This is a genomic window from Flammeovirga pacifica (genome assembly GCF_000807855.2).
Lineage (GTDB): Bacteria > Bacteroidota > Bacteroidia > Cytophagales > Flammeovirgaceae > Flammeovirga > Flammeovirga pacifica.
This window is the reverse complement of sequence record NZ_JRYR02000004.1, coordinates 1-4,978: the sequence shown is the minus strand read 5'-3', so window position 1 is coordinate 4,978 and position 4,978 is coordinate 1. Positions and strand designations below refer to the sequence as shown.

Here is a 4,978-nt window from a genome sequence, read left to right as displayed (position 1 = left end):
TTTAATTAGTTTTTTAAAGTTAATGATAATTTGTGGGAGTAGAAAGGGGGTATAAGTCACAGACTTATACAATAATAAAGTTCTAAGTAACGCCTAGCGGCTTGATACTTAGAACAGTGGGTAATTTTACGCTGAAAATCGCTTGATACATTAACAAAGATTATATAAATTTAAAAATCTAACAGCAGACTGAAAATGAACTAAAACCTTTTAATCTTTACTAGTGATTTTTTAGGAGTTGTAGGTGTTGATGTCTGAAGACATTATACTACGAAAATTAGAGGGTATTGTAAACTCAAATATTAAACAAACAAAAAAATGAAAACTTCTCTATTACTAATAATCACATTCTTTTTTGGAGTTAACTGTTATGCTCAAAACAATTTAGAATACCTGAAATTCGGTAAAAAATTAATGGTGTATTCAGAAATTATGAATGATAGTATGGAATGTTGGATAAGAACTCCTGAAAAGTTTGAAAAGGCTAATCCTAAAATGGACTCTATTTCACTTCTCGTTTTACTAGATGGAGATGAATATTTTAAGATCTCTTCTGACATATTAGAAATTTATGAATGGTCAGATAAAGCACCTTTAACAATGATTGTTGCGTTACCTAGTACAGTAGCTTCAAGATGGAAATATTACACACCTTCCACATCTACATATACAGGTAAGGATCCTAAGGATAGTGTATTATATGCAAATTCTGGGCAATTTACAACTTATGAAAAAGCCATAAAAGATGAACTATTCCCTTCATTGGAAAAGCAATATGATGTGGAATTTAACTCTAAAACAATTTTTGGACATTCGAATGGTGGCTTGGGAGCTTTATCCTTTTATACTTCAGGTGAGGAAGTTTTTGATAACTACATTATAGCAAGTCCAGCTATTTTATGGGATAATTATTATCTTCTAAATCATATACCAACAGAAGAGAAGTTAAATAAAATCTATCTTACGTTAGGTACAAATGGATGGGATTACTCTTTAAAATCATATGCGAAATTAAATGAACTAATGAAGCATAATCCTAATTACAAATTTCAGGTTAACGCTCAAGAAAGTCATGCAACAAATGGATTAAGATCATTATTGGATGGCTTGATATATGTAAATAAAAAGGAAAATAAAATACAATAGTGATTTTTTTTCATTGGAAAGAATGAGTAAAAAAACCACCACTGTTCTAAGTATCAAGCCGTAGGCGTTACTTAGAACCTTACAATTGTATAAATCTGTGACTTATCACAACACACTTACCATTATATCATTTCTACTTCCAACAAATTATATTTCACCCCAATGATAATTGGAAGCACTACAATAGAGATAGTCTTTTGCGTCTTGAACAACTCCGGCCTTTATAGGGTTGTCATGAATGTAACCTAACCGTTGTGATCGTTTTTCAGGAGTGTTTAATATGACAGGTTGATTATGTTGTTGCAAAAACTGATATTTCTTGTTGTTGCTATTTTTTGACCTACTCTTTGAAACATCCAAAGCATCCACTCTTTTCTACTTTCTTCTCTATTTTCTTCAAAGTTTTTTTTATGGTCTTTGAAGTATGCTTTTTAAAATATAAGGTAGATTGATATTTTAAAAAGCGAGGAGAAGTGACAAAACCTTACAAAGATGAAATAAAAGTTCCATCTCTTTCTTCCTTTTCATACCTTTATAACATAAGATATGAAAAGGAAGAAACTTTTCTATTTCGAAGGAATTGTACTGATAGTATATTTTTACCGTTAAGTTCGTTCGTCTCTTGCTATTTTCAAACATACAACAAAACCCAACGCTAAGTTATTCTGATCATCCATTTACTATACTATTGGGTTAACACTATTTATGGAACATTTTTTTTTAAACTTCCGAAAAGGAATTATTGGGATTAATGAAGAAGTTCAAACACCTTATCACCAAGCTATACCTTTGATTTATGCTGACTGGACTGCTAGTGGAAGAATGTATCATCCTATCGAAGAAAGAATATTAAAAGAACTATCACCTTTTGTTGCCAACACGCATACTGACACAAACTACACAAGTTCTACAATGACTTTTGCTTATCAAAAAGCAAGAAATATCATCAAACAACATGTGGCTGCAAATGATTCAGATATTCTTATTTCTTCTAATGCGGGAATGACCGGTGTCATAAATAAATTCCAGAGAATTCTAGGATTAAAGATCCATGAATCCTTTAAAAACAATGTGAATATACCAGAAGAAGAACGTCCCTTAGTGTTGATTACACATATGGAACATCATTCTAACCAAACTTCATGGTCAGAAACCATTGCGGATGTTATTATTGTACCTCCAGACGGCAGAGGACTGGTCTCTGTGAAAAATTTTGAGAATATCTTGAAAAAGTACCCTCACAGAACAAGAAAAATAGCAGCAATTACCGCTTGTTCCAATGTGACTGGAATCATAACACCTTATATGGAGATTGCAGAATTAATGCATTTTTATAAAGGGCTTTGTTTTGTAGATTTTGCATGTTCTGCACCCTACGTTACTATCGATATGCATGAAGATGATCATTCTGGTCGTTATCTGGATGCTATCACTTTTTCACCTCATAAATTCTTGGGAGGCCCGGGTACTACTGGAATTCTTGTATTCAATAAAAAACTTTATAAAAACACTATTCCTGATAATGTTGGTGGAGGAACGGTCACTTGGACGAACCCTTGGGGCGAACATCAATATTTTGAACCTATCGAAATCAGGGAAGATGGTGGAACTCCCCCTTTTCTTCAAACTATAAAAGTGGCGATGTGCCTGCAATTAAAAGAAGAAATGGGTGTCGTAAATATGAAACTTCGAGAAGATGAAATTCTAAAATATATCTGGAAAGAATTGTCCCCTCTTCCCAACTTACACATACTTGACTGTGAACATAGAAATAGACTAGGCATCATCTCATTTTACATTGATCAGCTCCATCATAATTTGGGTGTAAAAATGTTGAATGATCGGTTTGGTATACAAACAAGAGGTGGGTGTTCTTGTGCGGGTACTTATGGTCATTATCTCTTAAATGTTTCTCGTGAAGACTCCAGAAAAATCACAGACCTCATTGACTCAGAAGATCATTCCCAAAAACCTGGTTGGATCCGACTATCTATCCATCCTACCCATACGGATGATGAGATCCGATTTATGATGATGGCCGTGAAAGAACTTGCTTCAAAACATCAAGATTGGGCTAAAGATTATCATATTGAATATACTACTGGAACAGTAAAACATCATTCTTCTACATCCGAAAAAGCTTTGCATCAAAAAGTTGAAGACTGTTTTACAAAAACATTTGCAGTGAAAAATGAACTCGCAATTGGAAATAAATAGATTGGGGTAAAAGTCATTTTATAAAACATTGTTATAAGTCACAGACTATAACAATATCCAAGTTCGAAATGACGCTATCGCTTAACATTTCAAACAGTGAGAATTGAAAATAAACATCACTGTTTTTAGTGTCAAGCCGAAAGGCGTCACTGAGAACTACCCTTTTGTTATAGTCTTAGAACAGGGGGAAGTATTGAGCAAGTCGCTTCATTAATAGGTTTGATAATTGAAGAAGTGTGAAAAATTGTGGAGGGTTTGTAGGTGTTTTGGTGTATTCCTAGCTCCACTGTTATTGAAGAGTGAAGCTAGGGATATATGAAGTAAGAATTTGATAGATTATTAAGTTTACACTCTAGTATGAGTTACCTATTATTCTTCCTTTATTAAATCAATAGATACAGTATCACCAAAAAATACTTGATAAGGTTGAAAACCAGAACTATCAACCGGATGGAGATATTTTTCGTCGAATCTTTCTTTATATTCTATCATATAATTCCTAAAATCCATTTCAGTTCTTTCGCTATCAAAATAATGACAAACTGTTTCAGTTGAAGCTGTATCTAAATGATAAAACGTCATAAACCGGATATCATAAACTGTCTTACATTCCTCAATAATTGGGTTTTGTTTATAATAATAGGTTTCTGACGATGACACTTGATAAATTTCATCTTCTGAAACTGTTTCTATCGACATATGTTCAGTTTCTTTATAGGCATTAAAAGAGGAGGAGTCTAAAACATATATTAATTCATTATTGTTTACATATAATTTACGGTGAACATAATCCACTCCTAAGTCTTGTTCTTGTAACTTTCCATTATTCAAATTTCTCCCGTAAAATATTTCAATTAATTTAAGTTGTCCTGATGAATCAAAATAATACTCTCTTCGACTTTGATTCACCACTGCATTGATATCACCTATTAAATACCTGTCATACATTCCATCATTATAAGTTAATATATCATCATCTTCTAATGTTCTTTTTAAAGGGTCAGAATAAAAATCAACATTTGGTATTCCAAAACTCCTAAATACATCAATATAACAATTGGGATAGACTTCTTTTCGATAGGAAAAAATCTGACTATTGATTTTCAATACTTCCTTTTTTAAAGCTTTTTCAATACCAAGTGTATCAAAAGGATCTAGCTTTGTGACATTATATTTATTTATATTAATTATTTGTTCTTGTCTCATTAAACCCCTTAGCTTTTCAAGCTCAAAATCCATTTCAAGTGGAGACATTTCTTTAATTTCTTGTAGAGTATATTTCTCTAATAAAGAGTCTAAAGCCGTTTTTTGTTGTGCATAAACAAAAAATGGTACAATACTAATAAAAATCACAAAAATTGATTTCATATTATTCTTCTCTTTCTTTATCTATATAATTTTTAATATATTTTTTCCGAACCTCAAAATGCATAGCATCTACATTTCCTGCTCTCCATTCCAAACCCCAACCGTAAAGAGGATCACTAAGTCCTTTATTTTCTTCCATCAAAGCATTTACTAACTCAATTGGTAAATTACAAAAATCACCACTGTTCTAAGTATCAAGCCGTAGGCGTTACTTAGAACTTTACAATTGTATAAGTCTGTGACTTAT

At 32.1% G+C, this 4,978-nt stretch carries 4 protein-coding genes; 2 read left to right on the top strand and 2 right to left on the bottom strand.

Annotated features, from left to right (window positions below):
• Nucleotides 1-318: 318 nt before the first annotated feature.
• The gene (locus NH26_RS24810; RefSeq protein WP_044228079.1) at nt 319-1,146 is read left to right on the top strand and encodes an alpha/beta hydrolase; all 828 of its coding nucleotides are present in this window, start codon (nt 319-321) and stop codon (nt 1,144-1,146) included.
• 705 nt (nt 1,147-1,851) lie between these two features.
• The gene (locus NH26_RS24805) at nt 1,852-3,363 is read left to right on the top strand and encodes an aminotransferase class V-fold PLP-dependent enzyme (protein WP_044228076.1); all 1,512 of its coding nucleotides are present in this window, start codon (nt 1,852-1,854) and stop codon (nt 3,361-3,363) included.
• 369 nt (nt 3,364-3,732) lie between these two features.
• Here the strand turns inward: NH26_RS24805 and NH26_RS24800 are convergent, their stop codons facing one another.
• Both NH26_RS24800 and NH26_RS25575 read right to left on the bottom strand, forming a co-directional pair.
• A complete protein-coding gene (locus NH26_RS24800) occupies nt 3,733-4,731 on the bottom strand; it encodes a hypothetical protein (RefSeq protein ID WP_044228073.1) in 999 nt (332 codons plus the stop codon).
• Between the two features lies 1 nt (nt 4,732).
• The gene (locus tag NH26_RS25575) at nt 4,733-4,870 is read right to left on the bottom strand and encodes a hypothetical protein (RefSeq protein ID WP_158022040.1); all 138 of its coding nucleotides are present in this window, start codon (nt 4,868-4,870) and stop codon (nt 4,733-4,735) included.
• Nucleotides 4,871-4,978: the final 108 nt, after the last annotated feature.

Excerpts from the sequence above, each read along its gene's own strand:
- NH26_RS24810 (WP_044228079.1), top strand. The coding sequence starts at position 319 with ATGAAAACTTCTCTATTACTAATAATCACATTCTTTTTTGGAGTTAAC.
- NH26_RS24805 (WP_044228076.1), top strand. The coding sequence starts at position 1,852 with ATGGAACATTTTTTTTTAAACTTCCGAAAAGGAATTATTGGGATTAAT.
- NH26_RS25575 (WP_158022040.1), bottom strand. The coding sequence starts at position 4,870 with ATGGAAGAAAATAAAGGACTTAGTGATCCTCTTTACGGTTGGGGTTTG.
- NH26_RS24800 (WP_044228073.1), bottom strand. The coding sequence starts at position 4,731 with ATGAAATCAATTTTTGTGATTTTTATTAGTATTGTACCATTTTTTGTT.